This window comes from Pseudomonas sp. TE3911, from assembly GCF_054062775.1.
In genome coordinates, this window is the sequence record NZ_JBSSFP010000001.1 from 2,009,084 (window position 1) to 2,024,909 (window position 15,826).

Annotated in this window: 20 protein-coding genes and 1 pseudogene; 7 read left to right on the forward strand and 14 right to left on the reverse strand. The window is 59.6% G+C overall.

The genetic code is table 11. The features are described from left to right. Nucleotides 1-2: 2 nt before the first annotated feature. Nucleotides 3-1,286 carry an arsenic transporter gene (locus ACVWXD_RS09155; protein WP_099602524.1) on the reverse strand — a complete coding sequence of 428 codons (1,284 nt, stop codon included), beginning with the start codon at nucleotides 1,284-1,286 and terminating at the stop codon, nucleotides 3-5. Nucleotides 1,287-1,516: 230 nt separating this feature from the next. Here ACVWXD_RS09155 and ACVWXD_RS09160 point away from each other — a divergent pair, with 230 nt between their 5' ends. The 4 genes from ACVWXD_RS09160 (at nucleotide 1,517) to ACVWXD_RS09175 (ending at nucleotide 3,332) form a co-directional block, all read left to right on the forward strand. Next, complete coding sequence (locus ACVWXD_RS09160) at nucleotides 1,517-1,732, forward strand: hypothetical protein (RefSeq protein WP_003191339.1); 216 nt, start codon at nucleotides 1,517-1,519, stop codon at nucleotides 1,730-1,732. A 71-nt stretch (nucleotides 1,733-1,803) separates the two neighbouring features. Beyond that, nucleotides 1,804-2,499 carry an AzlC family ABC transporter permease gene (locus ACVWXD_RS09165; RefSeq protein WP_032885718.1) on the forward strand — a complete coding sequence of 232 codons (696 nt, stop codon included), beginning with the start codon at nucleotides 1,804-1,806 and terminating at the stop codon, nucleotides 2,497-2,499. Beyond that, entirely contained in the window at nucleotides 2,496-2,807 is a 312-nt protein-coding gene (locus ACVWXD_RS09170) for an AzlD domain-containing protein (protein ID WP_032885717.1), read from the forward strand. The genes ACVWXD_RS09165 and ACVWXD_RS09170 overlap by 4 nt, the downstream gene beginning before the upstream one ends. Nucleotides 2,808-2,978: 171 nt before the next feature. After that, entirely contained in the window at nucleotides 2,979-3,332 is a 354-nt protein-coding gene (locus ACVWXD_RS09175) for a hypothetical protein (RefSeq protein WP_032885716.1), read from the forward strand. Between the two features lie 144 nt (nucleotides 3,333-3,476). Here ACVWXD_RS09175 and ACVWXD_RS09180 read toward each other — a convergent pair whose 3' ends face one another. The 11 genes and pseudogenes from ACVWXD_RS09180 to ACVWXD_RS09230 form a co-directional block, all read right to left on the reverse strand. After that, nucleotides 3,477-4,181: a YoaK family protein gene (locus tag ACVWXD_RS09180; protein ID WP_032885715.1), complete on the reverse strand. Its 705-nt coding sequence runs from the start codon at nucleotides 4,179-4,181 to the stop codon at nucleotides 3,477-3,479. Nucleotides 4,182-4,250: 69 nt separating this feature from the next. Beyond that, nucleotides 4,251-5,874 (reverse strand): annotated as a pseudogene (locus ACVWXD_RS09185) (ABC-F family ATP-binding cassette domain-containing protein). A 124-nt stretch (nucleotides 5,875-5,998) separates the two neighbouring features. Beyond that, on the reverse strand, nucleotides 5,999-7,027 hold the full coding sequence (locus ACVWXD_RS09190) for a DNA topoisomerase IB (RefSeq protein ID WP_032885714.1): 1,029 nt from the start codon (nucleotides 7,025-7,027) through the stop codon (nucleotides 5,999-6,001). 72 nt (nucleotides 7,028-7,099) lie between these two features. Then, entirely contained in the window at nucleotides 7,100-8,179 is a 1,080-nt protein-coding gene (gene modC, locus ACVWXD_RS09195; RefSeq protein ID WP_122757660.1) for a molybdenum ABC transporter ATP-binding protein, read from the reverse strand. A gap of 5 nt (nucleotides 8,180-8,184) precedes the next feature. Next, nucleotides 8,185-8,865, reverse strand: coding sequence for a molybdate ABC transporter permease subunit (modB, locus tag ACVWXD_RS09200; RefSeq protein WP_032885713.1), 681 nt, complete (start codon nucleotides 8,863-8,865; stop codon nucleotides 8,185-8,187). After that, complete coding sequence (gene modA, locus ACVWXD_RS09205) at nucleotides 8,866-9,624, reverse strand: molybdate ABC transporter substrate-binding protein (protein WP_457370885.1); 759 nt, start codon at nucleotides 9,622-9,624, stop codon at nucleotides 8,866-8,868. A gap of 117 nt (nucleotides 9,625-9,741) precedes the next feature. Next, a complete protein-coding gene (locus ACVWXD_RS09210) occupies nucleotides 9,742-10,800 on the reverse strand; it encodes an NAD(P)H-dependent flavin oxidoreductase (protein WP_181643482.1) in 1,059 nt (352 codons plus the stop codon). Between the two features lie 106 nt (nucleotides 10,801-10,906). Beyond that, nucleotides 10,907-11,953, reverse strand: coding sequence for a bifunctional DNA-binding transcriptional regulator/O6-methylguanine-DNA methyltransferase Ada (gene ada, locus ACVWXD_RS09215; protein WP_181643481.1), 1,047 nt, complete (start codon nucleotides 11,951-11,953; stop codon nucleotides 10,907-10,909). Nucleotides 11,954-12,028: 75 nt separating this feature from the next. Further along, on the reverse strand, nucleotides 12,029-12,694 hold the full coding sequence (alkB, locus tag ACVWXD_RS09220) for a DNA oxidative demethylase AlkB (RefSeq protein WP_122765182.1): 666 nt from the start codon (nucleotides 12,692-12,694) through the stop codon (nucleotides 12,029-12,031). Nucleotides 12,695-12,698: 4 nt separating this feature from the next. Beyond that, the gene (locus tag ACVWXD_RS09225) at nucleotides 12,699-12,863 is read right to left on the reverse strand and encodes a hypothetical protein (protein WP_095184721.1); all 165 of its coding nucleotides are present in this window, start codon (nucleotides 12,861-12,863) and stop codon (nucleotides 12,699-12,701) included. Between the two features lie 25 nt (nucleotides 12,864-12,888). Further along, a complete protein-coding gene (locus tag ACVWXD_RS09230; protein WP_003173824.1) occupies nucleotides 12,889-13,191 on the reverse strand; it encodes a DUF1883 domain-containing protein in 303 nt (100 codons plus the stop codon). Nucleotides 13,192-13,404: 213 nt separating this feature from the next. On the opposite strand from ACVWXD_RS09230, the gene ACVWXD_RS09235 reads away from it, so the two are divergent. Then, complete coding sequence (locus ACVWXD_RS09235; RefSeq protein WP_032885707.1) at nucleotides 13,405-13,758, forward strand: hypothetical protein; 354 nt, start codon at nucleotides 13,405-13,407, stop codon at nucleotides 13,756-13,758. A gap of 22 nt (nucleotides 13,759-13,780) precedes the next feature. After that, a complete protein-coding gene (locus ACVWXD_RS09240) occupies nucleotides 13,781-14,011 on the forward strand; it encodes a hypothetical protein (protein WP_032885706.1) in 231 nt (76 codons plus the stop codon). 7 nt (nucleotides 14,012-14,018) lie between these two features. On the opposite strand, the gene ACVWXD_RS09245 is transcribed toward ACVWXD_RS09240, so the two are convergent. Both ACVWXD_RS09245 and ACVWXD_RS09250 read right to left on the reverse strand, forming a co-directional pair. Further along, nucleotides 14,019-14,300 (reverse strand): hypothetical protein, encoded by a 282-nt coding sequence (locus ACVWXD_RS09245; RefSeq protein WP_032885705.1) that lies wholly within the window; start codon nucleotides 14,298-14,300, stop codon nucleotides 14,019-14,021. A gap of 143 nt (nucleotides 14,301-14,443) precedes the next feature. After that, nucleotides 14,444-14,629, reverse strand: a complete 186-nt coding sequence (locus ACVWXD_RS09250; RefSeq protein WP_003191311.1) for a hypothetical protein — start codon at nucleotides 14,627-14,629, stop codon at nucleotides 14,444-14,446. A gap of 310 nt (nucleotides 14,630-14,939) precedes the next feature. On the opposite strand from ACVWXD_RS09250, the gene galU reads away from it, so the two are divergent. Beyond that, entirely contained in the window at nucleotides 14,940-15,779 is an 840-nt protein-coding gene (gene galU, locus ACVWXD_RS09255) for a UTP--glucose-1-phosphate uridylyltransferase GalU (RefSeq protein WP_003212579.1), read from the forward strand. Nucleotides 15,780-15,826: the final 47 nt, after the last annotated feature.

The window sequence follows — 15,826 nt, forward strand, 5'->3', positions numbered from 1 at the left end:
CGTCAGATACTCAGACGCAGGGCGAGGGCGGCGAGGGTGACCAGCAGCACCGGCAAGGTCAGCACAATCCCGACCTTGAAGTAGTAACCCCAAGTGATGGTGATGCCTTTGCGCGCCAGGATATGCAACCACAGCAATGTGGCCAAGCTGCCGATGGGGGTGATTTTCGGGCCCAGGTCGCTGCCGATGACGTTGGCGTAGATCATCGCATCCTTAACCACGCCCACGGCATGGCTGTGCTCAATGGACAACGCGCCGATCAGCACTGTGGGCAGGTTGTTCATGACTGACGACAGCAAGGCCGTCAGCACACCGGTGCCCATGGCCGCGCCCCACACGCCGTACTCGGCGAAGGTGTCGAGCCAGGTGGCGAGGTAATCCGTGAGGCCAGCATTACGCAGGCCGTAGACCACCAGGTACATGCCCAAGGAAAAGATCACGATCTGCCACGGCGCTTCCTTCAGCACTTTGCGCGTGGAGATCTTATGGCCCTTGGCGGCGATGACCAGTAAGAGCACGGCACATACGGCGGAAATCGCACTGATGGGAATGCCCAGTGGCTCAAGCGCGAAACAGCCGATCAGCAGGATGCCCAGCACCCACCAGCCAGCGCGGAAGGTGGCACGGTCGTGGACGGCACTGGCGGGGTCGGCTAGGTCGGCGGGGTCGTAGGTTTGCGGGATGTCGCGGCGGAAGAACCACAGCAACACCGCCAGCGTGGCCGCGACGCTGACAAAGTTGACCGGAACCATCACCGCCGCATATTCGTTGAAGCCGATCTTGAAGTAGTCCGCCGAGACGATGTTCACCAGGTTCGATACCACGAGCGGCAGGCTTGCAGTGTCGGCGATAAAGCCTGCACCCATGACGAACGCCAGGGTCGCCGCCGGCGAGAAACGCAGGGCCAGCAGCATCGACATGACAATCGGAGTAAGGATCAGTGCCGCGCCGTCATTGGCGAACAGCGCCGACACCAGCGCACCGAGCAGCACCATATAGGCAAACAAGCGACGGCCGCGTCCACGGCCCCAACGCGCCACATGCAGCGCGGTCCAGGCGAAGAAACCGGCTTCATCCAGCAGCAGGCTGATGATGATCAGCGCGACAAACGTGCCGGTGGCGTTCCAGATGATGTGCCATACCACGGGGATGTCCGAAAGGCTGACCGCGCCGCAGGCGAGGGCCAGGATCGCGCCCAAGGTGGCGCTCCAGCCGACGCCAAGCCCCTTGGGCTGCCAGATAACCAGGACGATGGTGGCGATAAAAATAGCAACGGCGACAAGCATGAATTAACGCTCCGGTGGCTCAGCGGCAGGTGCTGGCCCGTTGTGGTCTGCAACCATGGCGGGTTGTATGAAGGGGGTTAGGGAATATACGTATTTCCCGATATTTCAGCCAAACCTTGTTTCAATTGACGTGGATCAAACACCGACAAATCAACCACAAGTGATTGAAATTAAAATGAAACACGAATGTCCTAAAGTGCCCGCCCATTGCTGAAGAAGGAAGACCCCGCGTGACCCGTGCCACTCGTAACCTGCGCAAGACCCTGGATTCCGTCGCGGAAAATAACGAAACCGCGGCGTTTGACCTGATGCGCGCCGTCGAAAAGCTCGGCGATGAAGTGCTGCGTCAACGCTTGCTCAATACGATTCATCGTCTGAACCAGGACGCCTACGAATTGCGTGAAGCTCGCGACTCGGTGGAGCAGGTCTCTGTAAAGCTCGCTTGAGCAAGATCGTTCAAGACAACTCCCTGATTACGCTGGCATGCTTGTCGACTGTCTGTCGATGAGCCGTCTCCATGCCTACTGCCTTACCTCATTACGCCTTCGCTCGCGGCGCCATCGCCGTTATTCCCCTGTCCCTGGCGTGTGCCCCTTGGGGGCTGCTGGCCGGCTCCATGGCCATCGATGCGCAATTCACCCCGCTGCAGGCCCAAGGCCTTTCCGCCATTGTGTTCGCCGGTGCTGCGCAACTGGTTGCCATCGGGATGGTCAAGAGTGGCGCCAGCCTGATTTCCATCGTGCTGACCACCTTGCTGCTGACGTCCCAGCATTTGCTGTACGGCATGCATATGCGCCCCACGTTGTCGGCACTTAATAGCCGTTGGCGCATGAGCCTGGGGTTTCTACTGACCGATGAGTTCTTCGCACTGGTCAGCCACTATGATCGCCAGACCTTCAATCGCTGGTATGCCTTGGGCGTCGGCCTGACGTTTTATATCGCCTGGAACCTGTTCACCCTGGCCGGTATCGTGTTGGGCAAAAGCATTCCCGGTCTTGATCAACTGGGCCTGGAATTTTCTATTGCCGCGACGTTTATCGCTCTGATCACTCCCGTTGTGCGGGATGTGCCGACCGTGGTCTGCGTGGCGGTGTCACTGCTGTGTTCGGTGTGGCTGAGTTTCCTGCACTGGGAGTCAGCGGTGGTGGTGTCCGGCGTGCTGGGCATGAGCGCAGGGTTTGTCTGCAAGCGATTGGGAGTAGGGCAGCGATGATTTACCTGATGATTGTGGCCATGGGCCTGGTGGTATTTCTCAACCGCTACCTGTTTATCGAACCGCGCCTGCCGGTGCGCCTCAACCGTGGGGCGCGGGAGTTTCTCGGGTTTGCCGTGCCGGGGATGCTGACAGCGATTTGCGGGCCAATTATTTTTCTCGCTGACCATCAGCTCAACCTGAGCCCGGCCAACCCCTATTTGCTGGCGGGTATCAGTGCGGTCGCGTTGATGTTCTGGACGCGCAATGTGCTGCTCACGGTGCTGCTGAGCATGGCGTTGTTCTATCTGTTCCGTTGGTGGCTCTGACGCGAAGGCAAAAAAAAGCCCGCGGGAGGGCGGGCAGAAGGGAGACTTCTAAAAATGAGCCAAGCCACTATAGATGGCACGCTCCTGCGTCACAGTGAAACAAAGTTCATCCAGGCGTCAGTCAGCTGCGCGGCAATGCTACAGTCGCGCTTTTTTAATGGAGGCGATGGCATGTACAAGGTGGTAATGGGCGCATTGGTATTGGCAGCACTGACCGGCTGCGCAGGTTCGAAGATGAACGAAGCCCGTTCGGGAGCCCCCTACAAGACTCTGGCATCGGACAAGGCCACCCTGGTGGTTGCCGAGTGCATCCAGTTTGGCTGGCAGGATGAAAGCGTGTTTGGCGTCGATGCCGGCGGCTTCAAAGAGCCGAACGGGGCGGGTGGTTTCACCGTCTACACCACCGGTGGCGATTACTTCGTCGACGTGCAAAGTGCGGGTGCCGGATCGTCCGTCAAATACTACGCCGCCGAGGATGAGATGCCCGCCAAGCGTCGTTTGGCCGCGCTGGCGACTTGTCTGTAGTCCCTTGCCTTAGTCTGTTTAGGAAACGCCCGGCGGGACAGCCGCCGGACATTCGCTTATCATTCTCACTGCTCGCCCGGCTTGATGGCTCTTTACCAGTACAAGGACGTCGAGGCCAAATTGTCGGGCGAGCATCTTTTCCCCTTATCGCGGCATGAAACCCAAGTGCCAGCGACGAGGGATCTTCAGTGACACCACCCCCAACACCCCAGCCAACACAGCGCTGACCAGCAACGCCTTCAGGCCCATCTGCTGCTCCAGCAACGCGCCGATCACGGCCCCCACAAACATCCCGCCCCACGGGATCAACTGCACCCGCCAGCCATTGCGACGCTCGCCCAGCATCCAACGCCCCAGGCCACGGCCAAAACGAGACAACGCACCCGTGACGTAGGTAAGGCCTACGGGCAAACCGTTGACCTCTTCGACGGCCGCATTAAGCATGCCCATTGCAATGATGGCTGCCAGCAACGCGGGCAAGGTATCGTCTGACGGCCACAGCGCGCCTGCGCACAACAACGCAGCAATACACAGCAGCAAAGGTAGTGCATGCCGCTTGCCAAAACGACTCACTACTACGCCCAATGCGTTGCCGACCACGAAGGTGGCGACCAGCAATAACAATCGCGCCGTCAGCCCCAAGTCCCCGGCACTGATTGCCACCGCAAGGCGCGTAGTGTTGCCGCTCATGAACGAAACGAAGTCGCCGCTGGCCATAAAACCGATGGCGTCGGTCATGCCCGCCAGCACCGAAAGACTGGCCACCAGCATCATGCCGACCCGGCCGCGCCAACGCTGTCGATGGGCAAGTGCAGCATTGACGTAAGGCTTTCGGGACGAAGGCAGCATAGGACCGGGCTCCACGGTGAGATTATCCGGCCACTACGGTAGGGCGCTTTGACCACGCATGCAATGACCTCAGACAGCTTCCAGGCGCCAGCCCTCCTGCGTCCAGTTCAAGCGGTGCGTCGGCCCGATCGCCTGCACAAACGCCTCATCATGAGACACCACCACCATCGCTCCGCTAAACCCTTGCAGCGCCTGCTCAAAAGCCCTCACCGATTCCAGGTCCAAGTGATTGGTAGGCTCGTCGAGCAGCAACAGTTGCGCGGGCACGTGGCGCCACAGGGCAATCGCCATCGCGGCTTTCAAACGTTCGCCGCCGCTGAGTTGCACCGCGGGTTGTGTCACGCGCAGGGCGTCCAGTTGCAGCAAGGCCAGGCGCGCACGCAACTCGGCTTCGGTCAGCGGCGTACCGAGCAGGTTGAGCTGTTCGATGATCGAGCGCTGGTTGTCCAGCAGGGTGAGATGCTGATCAATGTAGGCACTGGGCACGTGCACGCGGCATTGCCCCGTGACCGCTTGCCATTGGCCAGCCAACAGCTTGAGCAGCGTGGACTTGCCGCAACCGTTCGGCCCATGCACCGCGACACGTACCGGGCCTGTGAGGTGCATGTTGACGCACCTCGCGGGCAGCCACGGCAGTTGGGCATCGATTAAGGTCGCGACTGTGCGCCCGCTGGGCACCGTCGACGCCGGTAATGCGAGCAACGTTGTTGACTCATCCTGCACCCGCTCGTAAGCCTGGCGCACGTGGCTGTCCAGATCTTCTTTGCGGTGCCGATGGGCGCTGCGTACGGTGCTGACGATTTGTGTGGCTGCGCCTTTCCAGCGTGCCTTGGTGAAACGGTCAATGTTGGCGACTTGCGCCTGCTTGCGGGAGTGGGCTGCGTTGCGTTGCAGGCTGTCGTGGTCCTTTTGCAGGCGCTTGCGTTCGCGGCTGCGCTCCAGGCGTGCGTGCTCCAATGCGGCGACAGCGGCCTGCTGTTGGTTGTCTCGTTGCACGCGATAGACATCGTAATTACCGCCATACACCCGCACGCCGAGGGGCGACAGCATCGATGATGCGCCCCAGGCTATTGAGCAACTGCCGATCATGGCTGACCACCACCAGGCCGCCACGCCAATCAGCCAGAACCCGCAGCAGCCACGTGCGGCCTGCGCTGTCGAGGTGGTTGGTGGGCTCATCAAGCACCAGCAACTGCGGCGCAGACAACAGCGCACCGATCACCACAACCCGCGCCAGTTGGCCACCGCTGAGTTGCTCGGCAGGCGTGCTGGCACTCAGCTGTGACAACCCCGCTGTATCCAAAGCGCTGCGTAAGCGGTCGGCGAGGTCCCAGCGTTCATTGATCAATGCCAGATCTTCCACGCTGGCGGTGCCTTGGGCCATGCGCTCCAACGCCGCCAAGGCGTCTGCGATTCCCGTGAGTTGGGCGACGGTATCCCCCGGTTCGACGACAACCGCCTGTGGCACATATGCCACGTTTGGCGGGCGATCCAGCGCGCCGGAGGAGGGTGAAAGCAACCCGGCGATCAGCTTGGCGAGAACACTTTTGCCCCGGCCATTGCGCCCCACAATCCCGGTGGGCGTAAGGTCGATGGACAGCGTGAGGTCTTCCAGCAGGGTTTCGCCGTTGGCGAATTGGAAAGATAGGTGTTGCAGGGAAACCAACGCGGGCAGCCGGTTGACGTGAGTCATCAGCACCTCCAAAGCAATGTCGAACAGGCCAACAAGCACGCCAGGCGGCTCGTTGCAGGTACATTCTGGAAGGCTTAGTGGTTCACGTCGGCGGTCATCCCATGGGGCAGAAAGGAGACAGAGCCTAACTCGCCTTGGCGAGCTGTTCAAGGAACATGGCCAGTGCGACTTCCTCAGCCTTGAGCCCTTTGCGCACCCGAGGCTTGGGTAAGGTGTGCAGTTCGCCCAGGCTGAAATGCTCCAGCACTGCCGGATGGATATAGCACTTGCGGCACACTGCCGGTGTATTGCCCAACTGCCGGGCCACGTCCTTGACCATGGCCACCACATGCCGTTTGGCGTCGGATTCGGGCTGCCACTCCAACTCACGCAACACGGCGAGCGCCATGGCGGTGCCGGCCCAGGTGCGATAGTCCTTGGCGGTGAAGTCGGCGCCGGTGAGGCTGTGCAGGTACGCATTTACATCATGGGAACTGACGGTGCGCCGCTCGCCGTCTTCGTCCAGATACTGAAACAGATCCTGCCCGGGCAATTCCATGCAGCGCTTGACCACATTCGCCAAGCGTCGATCCTTGACGCTGACCTGATGCTCCACGCCGCTTTTGCCGCGAAACTGGAACTGAATCTCGCTGCCCTTGACGTCCACATGGCGGTTACGCAGCGTGGTCAAACCGTAGGACTTGTTGTCGCGTGCGTACTGGGTATTGCCGACTCGGATCAAGGTGGCGTCCAGCAGCATCACAACCGTGGCCAGCACTTTTTCTCGGGTAAAACCGGGTTCGGCCAGTTGCGCTTCCAGCTGCTTGCGCAGCTTGGGCAGTGCGCTACCGAACGCTTGCAGGCGTGAGTATTTGTCGGTGTCGCGCACTTCGCGCCAGCGTGGGTGGTAGCGGTATTGCTTGCGTCCACGGGCGTCGCGTCCGGTGGCTTGCAGATGGCCACGCGGGTCGGCGCAGATCCACACGTCGGTGTAGGCGGGCGGGACGGCGAGGGCGTTCAGACGTTTGATTTCGTCCTTGTCTGTGATGCGCTCAGCCTTGGCATTGAAATACTGGAACTTGCCGCGCACATGTTTGCGGCGAATGCCGGGCTGGGTGTCGTCAACGTAATGCAGGTCGCGGGGCAGGTCGGCGGGGATCGCGGAGTCAGGCATAGCGGGTTCCTTGGCAACAAATCAGGCCGGTATGTCTGATTGACCACAGCGTTTTGCGGTCGTGCCAAATGGTTACGCCAGTACCGCGACTGCCTTGATTTGTGCCCACAGCGTCTGGCCAGGATGCAGGTGCAACTGGTCGCGGGAGAAGCGGGTGATGCGCGCCAGCAGGGGCGTGCCCTCGGCTTCCAGGCGTACAAGTACGTGGGCGCTGTTGTCTGCGGGTATTTCCTGGATGACCGTTACCGGCAAGCGGTTGAGGATGCTGCTCGGTTCCGATCCTTGCAGGCTGAGGCTGACGTCTCGCGCCTGCACCTTGACCCGCAGCGCTTTGCCCACGGCCAGCGGTGCATGGGCCACGCGCATGGACAGGGCGCTGTCGGGCAGATGCAGCGTCAGCAACTGATAGTCCGCGTCATAGGCACTGACGGTGCCGTTGATCACCACGCCGGCATCGTCGCCCCGCGCCAACGGCAGGTCGAGCCGCGCCAGGGTTTCGCCGATCGGGCCGCTGGCCAACGCCTTGCCGTCACTGAGCAGCACGATGTGGTCGGCCAGGCGCGCGACTTCATCCTGGGCATGGCTGACGTACAGCACCGGGATGTCCAGTTCGTCGTGTAGGCGTTCCAGGTAAGGCAGGATTTCATTTTTTCGCTGGCTGTCGAGGGCGGCCAACGGTTCATCCATCAACAGCAGTTTCGGGCTGGTGAGCAAGGCGCGGGCGATGCCGATGCGCTGGCGTTCACCGCCGGACAAGTGCTGGGGGTTTCGCTCAAGTAGGTGACCGATCCCCAACAGCTCCGTGGCCTGGGCCATGTCCACCCGGCGCTGCTGGCGGGGAATGCGTTTGAGACCAAACTCCAGGTTGGCCCGCACCGACAAATGCGGGAACAGGCTGGCCTCCTGAAACACATAACCCAGCGCGCGCTTATGAGGCGGTACGAACAACCCGCTGCGGCTGTCTTGCCAGACGTCATTGTTGACCTGGATAAAACCGTCGGCGGCGCGCTCCAGCCCGGCGATGCAGCGCAGGCAGGTGGTCTTGCCGGAGCCGGAATGCCCGTACAGCGCGGTGACACCACGCCCTGGAAGATGGAGGTCCACCTCCAGGGCAAAGCCGGAATAGTTGAGTTGCAGGCGTACATCAATCATCGACATCAGCTCCAGCCCATCTTGGTTTTACGGCTGGAGTAGAGCGCCAGCAACACGAGGAACGCGAACACCACCATGGCGCCGGCCAGCCAATGGGCCTGGGCGTATTCCATGGCTTCAACATGGTCGTAGATCTGCACCGAGACCACGCGGGTCTTGTCCGGGATATTGCCGCCGATCATCAGCACCACGCCAAACTCACCGACAGTGTGGGCAAATCCGAGGATCGAGGCAGTGATAAACCCCGGGCGCGCCAGGGGCAGGATGACCGTAAAGAATGTATCCCATGGATTGGCGCGCAAGGTCGCGGCCACTTCCAATGGGCGAGTGCCGATGGCGGAGAAGGCGTTTTGCAACGGCTGCACCACGAACGGCATGGAATAGATCACCGAACCAATGACGAGCCCGGCGAAACTGAAGGTGAGGGTGCCCAGGCCGAGCCATTGGGTGAACTGGCCGAAGTAGCCATGGGGGCCCATGGTCAGCAGCAGGTAAAAGCCGATTACCGTGGGTGGCAACACCAGCGGCAGGGCCACTATCGCGCCGATGGGACCGCGCCACCAGGAGCGGGTGCGCGACAGCCACAGGGCAATTGGAGTGCCGATGACCAGCAGGATCACGGTGGTCAGTGACGCCAGTTTGATGGTCAACCAGATAGCGGAAAAATCGGCACTCGATAGGGGCATTTATTTGGCCAGCTCGTAACCGTAGTACTTAATGACGGCAGCGGCTTTCGGCCCTTTGAGGTACTCGACCAGCGCTTTGGCAGCGGCGCTGTCTTTGCCTTTGTTGAGGATCACCGCGTCTTGTTTGATCGGGTCGTGCATGGCTGCGGGGACAATCCACGCCGAACCGCTGGTGACTTTGCCGTCTTTATAGATCTGCGACAAGGCGACAAAACCCAGCTCTGCGTTGCCGGTGGACACGAACTGGAATGCCTGGGTGATGTTCTGGCCTTCGACGAGCTTGTCCTTGACCTTCTCGGTCAGGCCTTCTTTCGCCAGTACTTGGGTCGCGGCCAGGCCGTAAGGTGCGGCTTTCGGGTTGGCGATGGACAGGTGCTTGAAGTCGTTTTTCTTCAGGACTTCACCCTTGGCGTCCACATAGCCGTCTTTGGCCGACCACAGCGCGAGGGTGCCCACGGCGTAGGTGAAGCGCGTGCCTTTGACGGTGTCGCCTTCGCTTTCGAGTTTTTGCGGGGTGGTGTCGTCGGCGCTGAGGAACACTTCAAACGGGGCACCGTTCTTGATCTGGGTGTAGAACTGCCCGGTCGCGCCGTAGGCAGCAACCAGCTTGTGGCCGGTGTCTTTTTCGAAGTCGGCGGCAATAGCCTGGATCGGCGCGGTGAAGTTGGCGGCGACGGCCACTTGCACCTCATCAGCGTGGGCGGAGCCGAAAGAGAATGCAGCGACCAGCAAGGCAAGGCGTGAGGCGTGAATCATCATGAAGCAGCTCCTTGGGATGTACGGCTTGTTCTAGGGAGAAGGGCTAACCGCTATGTATTGGAATATATAGCGGTTAACCATCCCCGGTACAGCGCAAAGTTGCCACCTATTTCTGGGCTATTTAAGTTTGGCCAGCGTTTGTTCGGCCAGTTCGCGGGTCAGGTCGTAGGTCGTCATGTCTTTGCCAAGGCGCAGTGCCTGGCCTGACCACAGGTTGCTGAAACCCGCTTCATCCTTGGCCTTGAGGGGCATCAAAGCGCCGCCAGCACGCGGAAACGCGGGTGCTGCCGGGTTGATTGCACCCAGTTCACGCATCACCCGGTTGACGATGCCTCGCGCCGGACGGCCGGTGAACAGGTTGGTCAGCGCAGTTTCGCTGGCCTGTGCGTGACGCAGTGCGCGGTGATGGGACGCGCTGACCGTCGCTTCAGGCGTGAATAAATACGCTGTGCCGATTTGTACCGCGCTCGCCCCCAAGGCAAACGCCGCGACAATACCCCGTGCATCGCCAACACCACCGGCGGCAATCACTGGCACCTTCACGGCGTCGACGATCTGGGGTAAGAGGGCGAACAGACCTATCTGCGTGTTGAGGTCATCACTGAGGAATAATCCTCTATGCCCGCCGGCCTCGCTGCCCATGGCGATAATTGCGTCGCAACCGTGCTGTTCAAGCCAAACGGCCTCTTCCACTGTGGTGGCCGACGACAACACCCGGGCGCCGGTGGCTTTTACCCGGTCCAACAAGGATGTTTCCGGCAGGCCGAAGTGGAAACTGACGACTTCGGGTCGGAATTCTTCCACTACCCGGCAGGCAGCGTCGTTGAACGGGGCGCGGTCACTGACAGGGGGAGGCGCTTCAAAGTCAGCGCCCAATTCACGGTAGTAAGGCTCCAGCAACGCCTTCCAGCGGCGATCCCGCGCTTCATCTGCTTCGGGCGGCTGGTGGCAGAAGAAGTTGACGTTGATAGGGCGGGCGTTGGCGTGGCGAATAGTGGTCAGCGCCTCGCGCAGTTGCTCGATACTCAGTGTCGCCGCAGGCATTGAGCCGAGTGCACCGGCTTGGCAGGCCGCAATGACCATTGCAGCGGTAGTGGCACCGGCCATGGGCGCCTGAATGATGGGCAGGTCGATGCCCAATAGGTCGAGAATGCGCGTGTCTGGCCAGTTGCTCATGGGGTGCGTCTCCAGCGATCGTCGGACTTTTCGCTGTTTTAGCAGGGCATCCGCTGTGCGGCCAGTCCGTTTTATTCACTGGACGACGTTGCGTTTTCGTGCGGGTTTAGTGGTCGCGTTCACGGTCGAGCAATTGCTGCTTGCGCTCAACGCCCCAGCGATAGCCGGAAAGATCCCCATTGCTCCGTACCACGCGGTGACACGGAATCGCGACCGCCAAACAGTTAGCGCCGCAGGCCTGGGCTACAGCCCGGAACGACTTGGGCGCGCCAATGCGCTCGGCAATTTGCCCATAGCTCGCGGTGTCGCCTACCGGTATATCGCGCAACGCCTGCCAGACCCGTTGCTGGAATGCGGTGCCGCGCAGGTCCAACGGCAAATCCAGCCCGAGGGCGGGTGCCTCGATGAAACCTACGACGTGTGCGATCAGCTGTTCGAAGTTGTGGTCGGCTCCCACCAGGTCAGCGTTGGGAAACTGGTCTTGCAGGTCACGCACCAGTTGGTCCGGCTCATCCCCTAGCAGGATCGCGCACACCCCGCGGCTGCTCTGGGCCACCAGAATCGAACCCAGTGAACATTCTCCGACAGCAAACAGGATTGCACTGTTGGTGCCGCCGGCCTTGTAGTCACTGGGTTTCATCCCCAGCAACTGGTCGGCTGATTCATAAAAGCGGCTATTAGAGTTGAAGCCAGCGTCGTACAAGGCATTGGTCACCGTCTGTTTTGCCTTGAGTCCGTTGCGCACTTTTTGTGAGCGATGTGCGCTGGCGTAGCCCTTCGGCGTCAAGCCGGTGACGGCTTTGAAGATCCGATGGAAATGGAAAGGGCTCAGCCCGGCGAGGGTGGCGAGGGTGTTGAGGTTGGGTGGGATTTCTGCCTGCTCGATATGGCGGCAGGCGTCGGCCACCCGTTGTGCGTCTTGCGCGGCCCGTTGAGTCTGATCACCGGCGGCGCGTTTGCTGGGACGATAACCGGCTGCTTCGGCCTGCGCGGGTGTGTCGAAGAATTCGATATTTTCCGGGCGCGGCAAGCGCGAGACGCTGCTGGGACGGCAATACACGCCGGTGGTTTTCACACCGTAGACGAACAGCGTGTCGGCCTTGGAATCACGGGCGAGTATCGCCGCCCAGCGCGGATCTTGTTCGGTAGTCATGTTCGGCACTCTTGACGGATCCCGGCCAGATTAGCCGTGCCGCGCCGGTCAGGCACTCCGAAGCTTGCGCTCAAATTAGCCAGCGGTGCGAAAAGTCAGGTTGATGCGTTGCGGGCCCATGATCGGGTGCACGCCTTCCTTGATCGGCATCACACCATGGAAACGCAGGCGGTCAACGCCGCCCCAGACAACCACGTCGCCATGGAACAGCGAGACCTTTTGGGTTTTGTCACTGCGCTGGTGTCCACCAAAAAGGAAAATCGCCGGTAACCCCAGCGAAACCGACACCACGGGCGCGCTGTACTGACGTTCATTCTTGTCTTGATGCAACGACATTTTGGCGCCTGGTACGTAGCGGTTGATCAGGCAAGCGTCGGGCGCGAAGTCGATAAACCCGGCGTCTGCCGCCGCCAGGACGGCAAGTTGTCGCAAAACATCGGGCAGTGCCGGCCACGGTTGTTGACTGCGCGGGTCCAGCGGGCTGTAGCGGTAACCGCTGGTGTCGGTGGTCCAACCCAGGGCGCCGCAACTGCTCAGCGCCGCGGACATGGTGAAACCACCAGGGGTGACCATTTGCCGAAACGGGGATTGAGCCAGCACGCGCCGCAACTCGGGCAGAAGCCGCTCAATCCACGGCAGGGCGAAGCCCCGTAATACGTAGGACTGTTCACCAATTTGCTCGCGCCCTGCGGGTTGTTGCAAGGCGTCATCGGCGAAAAGGTCGGCTGTGGGGCCGGGCATGTTCTTACAGCGCCTTGCTCACGTTGATGTCGGTGATCACATCACTGGCATCATGGATTTTCGCCAAAGCCTGCAAGGCCTCTTCCACGCTGTTGGTCGTCAGTTGGGCGAACTCAAAGCGGCGTTCGCCGTTGAGTTTGTACTTGATTACGTATTTGGTGGTGGTCACGGTGATTTCCTGTGGCGTGTTCGAATCAGCTCAGCTTGGTGCTGGTGCGACGTACAATGCGAATCTTGTGGGACAGCGCGGGTTTGCGCGTAACGCTGATGGCGCGGCGGGTCACTACATCCAGGGTAATGTTCCAAAATCCGGTGCTGGGAGCAGTGATCTTGGCGGGAAACTTGTCGAACGCGCCGCCGTGGTAAGTGTGACGGCCGCCATTTTTAAAGCTGCGAAAATTCGCATCGCTCATCAGGCGGATATTGCAAGTCTGCGAGCATTCGATGACGACGATATCTCCCTCATTGAGGTGCTCGCGCTGGTGAATGAATTTCATGAGGGTGTCTCCAGAAGGGCTTTTTCTGAAAAATCAGAACGATACGTAGGTTAAGATGGAGTTTATCAGCCCCAGCGCGTTTATTATCGGCCTGTCTTCAACGTCGTCGACAATTTAAAACAGTTATTTACCGAGTAATCAGGGATAAATCCTACGTGGGCGGGAGAAAATTACCATCCCGGCTGTCGTAGGGTCTTTAAGTGGAGATTTTGTATGAAGTGGAGTGTGTTGGTTCTGGCCTTGGCGATAGGTGGGTGTGCTTCGGTTGCAGATATCAAGCAGACCCCACCGACGCTGGCGGTCATTTCCGGGAAGAAACCCCAGGAATACGCCGCGTGTGTGGTTCGGAAACTATCTACTACCCGCCGGCCGCCCCAGATCGAACCGCATAAGGACGGTGGCGTGCAGGTGATCGTTCCACAGAAGTTCTCGGCCGATCCTTCGGCGATTTTCGAAATTGACGAGCGTTCCAGTGGTAGCAGCATCAAGCTGTACGAGAGCATGTCCAACGTGCCGATCCGCCCGGGCGACGTAAAGAAGGCCGGGGAAGAATGCATTTCTGGCTGATGCCGTTGTGGAAAAATCAGATATGAAGCGTGAACACGTCCAAGCCCGGCATGCCGAGGGGCAAATCTCGGCGACCCATGTCATCCAGAATCCTGCCGACCTTGGCGAATGGATCGTGTTCTTCAAGAAAAGCGGGGGGCGCAGTTATTTCCTGGTCGATGATCAGGATGAGGTCGAATCCTTTGCCAGCCTTGATGAGCTGACCGAGATCCTAAGGGAGCTGGGCATCAAGTTTGCCGAGATCCACTTGTAGCCTGCAGTTACTTGCAGACCACCACCACACTGCGGTTTTTAAAATTGCCGACGTCCTGGCCCAAGGTCTTGTCGCTTTCCTTCAAGGATGGCGTGCCCTCTGTGCCGACGATGCGATAGCCGGTGCCTGCGCAGGAGGCGTCGGCTTTTTCGTAGCAGCTGGCCCAAGAGTTGGCTTCGCCGGAGCAGTCGATGGTCAGGCCTTGCTCGCCGTTTTTTAGGTAGACATCGGAAGTGGTGGTGCAGCCGGCAAGCGCCAGTACCGCAGTCAGTGCCAGAAGTTTGTTCATGAGTGTTCGTCGTCGAGGGTGTGGGAAGGGCGCTGACACTGTCGTGGGGCGTTTTCGGCAGATTATAGCGAACTGCCATCTAGGTACAGATAAACACAAAAAAAGCCCCTTAAATCGGGGGCTTTTTGCGTAGGCCTGTAGGCTTACTTGGTCTTCGGTCGTTTGCTCGACGCGTGGCCCGCTTCATCCACAAACACTTCGGCTACGGCAATCGCCATGCTCTCGGTCTCGAAAACGCCCGCGACGCTGTCGCCGTGGAAGTTGATCAGGTGCCAGCCGTCTGCTCGCTTGGTGATCAGGTAGCCGTTCACGCCTTTGGGTTCTGACATCTATTAACAATCTCGTGGTCTGGTTCAAGGTCATCATGATAGCGCCAAATGCCGAGCAGCCGCGCAAGTTATTCCAAGGCAGTGTTCCGGCCTTGAAAGCGTGCTAAAAGGGTTTACGCTCTTTTAAACAGGGGCGCGGGGGCATTTTTTGCCGTGGCGGTGCAAACGTTCTTCGTAAGATAAGTGGAACTTACGCCGACATTTTTTCTCTATGTTGACATCGCAACGCCAGCAGGACCCATTGTAAGGTGACTGCGGCGTGATTAGACTGCGCCGAATTCCGTACGCACAGCCCTTTGTAAGGACTTATATGATCAAGAAATGCTTGTTCCCAGCAGCCGGTTACGGCACTCGCTTCTTGCCAGCGACCAAGGCCATGCCTAAAGAGATGCTGCCGGTGGTAAACAAGCCACTGATTCAGTACGGCGTCGAAGAGGCATTGGATGCCGGTCTGAACGAAATCTCCATCGTTACCGGTCGTGGTAAACGCGCCCTGGAAGACCACTTCGACATCAGCTACGAGCTGGAAAACCAGATCAAGGGCACCGACAAGGAAAAATACCTGGTCGGTATCCGCAAGCTGCTGGACGAGTGCTCGTTCTCCTACACCCGTCAGACCCAGATGAAAGGCCTTGGCCACGCCATCCTGACCGGTCGCCCGCTGATCGGTGACGAACCGTTCGCCGTGGTGCTCGCGGACGACCTGTGTGTGAACCTGGAAGGCGACGGCGTACTGACCCAAATGGTCAAGCTGTACCAGAAATACCGTTGCACCATCGTTGCGGTTCAAGAAGTTGATCCTCAAGAGACCAACAAGTACGGCGTGATCGCCGGTGACGACATTGGTGATGGCCTGATCCGCGTACGCGACATGGTTGAGAAGCCGGCGCCTGAAGATGCACCGTCGAATCTGGCGATCATCGGTCGTTACATCCTGACTCCGGACATCTTCAAGTTGATCGAAGAAACCGAGCCAGGCAAGGGTGGTGAAATCCAAATCACCGACGCCCTGTTGAAGCAGGCCAAAGACGGTTGCGTGATCGCCTACAAGTTCAAGGGTCGTCGTTTTGACTGCGGTGGCGCCGAAGGCTACATCGAAGCAACCAACTTCTGCTACGAGCACTTCTACAAGACTGGCAAGGCTTACTGATTCACGCTTGCCCGCTGCTAAAAAGCCACCTTCGGGTGGCTTTTTCG